Source organism: Rhizobacter sp. P2_H3 (assembly GCF_056403355.1).
Map to the genome: position 1 here is coordinate 1 of NZ_JBFUFQ010000444.1, position 2,066 is coordinate 2,066.

General features: G+C 68.6%; 2 protein-coding genes. Both read right to left on the minus strand.

Going from position 1 to position 2,066, the window contains the following annotated elements:
* The coding region (locus AC1D1T_RS32135; protein ID WP_477993407.1) for an efflux RND transporter permease subunit at nt 1-1,186 on the minus strand (1,186 nt) is incomplete at its 3' end.
* 21 nt (nt 1,187-1,207) lie between these two features.
* Nucleotides 1,208-2,066 (minus strand): efflux RND transporter periplasmic adaptor subunit (locus tag AC1D1T_RS32140; RefSeq protein ID WP_477993409.1); only part of this gene is annotated, 859 nt, incomplete at its 5' end.

Consider the following 2,066-nt stretch of genomic DNA (forward strand, 5'->3'; position numbering starts at 1 on the left):
GGATCGTGATGCCCACCACCAGGCCCGGCCACACGTCGATGCGCAGCGGTCTGGTGTGCAGGCCCAGGCTGATGAAGCTGACGGCCAGCACCACCACCACCGCCTCGATCAGCACGTGCACGAACTCGCCGACCGACTTGGTCACGGCCGAGGGCTGGTCCTGGATCTGCGACAGCTCGATGCCGATCGGCAGCTCCTTCTGGATCGCCGCGACGCGCTGCTTGAGCTGGTTGCCCAGCTCGATGATGTCGCCGCCCTTGGCCATCGAGATGCCGAGCGCGATGACTTCCTTGCCCTGGTGGCGCACCTTGACGGCCGGCGGATCGACGTAGTCGCGCTTGATGGTGGCGATGTCGGACAGGCGCAGCGTGCTCGCGACGCCGGTGCCGGGGTTGGTGGCGCGGATCGGGAAGGCCGCGAGCTCGTCGACCGAGTTGAACTGGCCACCCACGCGCACCTGCAGGTTGTCGCTGCCGGCGTTCAGCACGCCGGCGCCCTCGACCGCGTTCTGCGCGCCGAGCTGGGCGATCACCTGGTTGAAGTCGAGGCCCATCGAGGCCAGGCGCTTCTGCGAGATCTCGATGAAGATCTTCTCGGGCTGCGCACCGAACACCTGCACCTTGGCGACATCGGGCACCTTCAGCAGCTTCTGGCGCGTTTCCTCGGCACGCTGGCGCAGCTCTTCATAGGTGAATCCGTCGGCAGACAGCGCGAAGATCGAGCCGTAGACATCGCCGAACTCGTCGTTGAACACCGGCCCGATCACGCCCGACGGCAGCGTCGAGCGCATGTCGCCGATCTTCTTGCGCGTCTGGTACCAGACGTTGTTGACTTCCTTCGGCGGCGAGCTGTCCTTGATCTGGAAGATGGTCAGCGACTCGCCCGGCTTGGTGTAGCTGCGGATCTTGTCGGCGTACGGCGCTTCCTGCAGCGTCTTCTCGATCTTGTCGGTGACCTGCTCGGCCATCTGCTGCGCGGTGGCGCCCGGCCAGAAGGCCTGCACCACCATCGCGCGGAAGGTGAACGGCGGGTCTTCGTCCTGGCCCAGCTGGAAGTAGGCGACGAAGCCCAGCACCATCAGCACCACCATCAGGTAGCGCGTCAGCGGCTGGTGTTCGAGGGCCCAGCGGGAGATGTTGAAACGCGAGGTCGGCGCGTCGTCGTGTGTGTCTTGGGGGCTGCTCATGCGGTGCCTCGGGCGCTGGGCTTAGCGGGATGCCGCGCTGGCGGCAGGCGCCATCGCAGCCGGGTTGCCGTTCTGCGCGGTCGGCTCGACGTACATCTTCACCTGCTGCCCGGGCGACAGCACGTGCACGCCGGCCGTCACCACCACCTGCCCGGGCGCGAGGCCGGCGGCCACCACCACGGTGTTGCCGTCGGCACCGGCCACCTGGATCGGCTGCGCCTTGACGCTGAGCACGCCCTGGGCGTTCTTGTCGACCAGCCATACCGACGTGCGGCCCTGCAGCTCGGTGACCGCCGACAGCGGCAGGCGCACCACGTTCGACTGCTGCGGCAACTCGATCAGCACGGTGGCGGTCTGGCCGAGGCGGGCCGGCAGCTCGCCGATGTCGGCCTTGATCTGGAACGTGCGGGTCGCGGCATCGGCAGCCGCGGCCACCTCGCGGATCGACGCGGACACCGCGTCATTGCTACCCCATAGCCTCACCTTCAGCGCACCGGGCTTGCGGGCGAGCGCCCGCAGGTCGCTCACATGGTCTTCAGGCACCGAGAACACCACATCGCGCGGGCCGTCCTGCGCGAGGCGCACGACCGAGGTGCCGGCGGCCACCACCATGCCCGGCTCGGCATCGACGCCGGTGATCACGCCATTGGAATCGGCCACCAGCGCCGCATAGGCGGCCTGGTTGCCCTGCACGCCGGCCTGCGCGCGCGCCTGGTCGAATTGCGCCTGGGCGGACTTCAGCGCGGTGTCGCGGCGCTCCAGCTCGGCCGAGCTGATGAAGCCCTGGTCGCGCAGGTCCTTGTAGCGCTTGTAGTCGGCATTCGCGAGCTCGAGGTTGGTCTGCGCCGCGGCAAGCGCCGCGCGGGCCGACTCCTGCGCC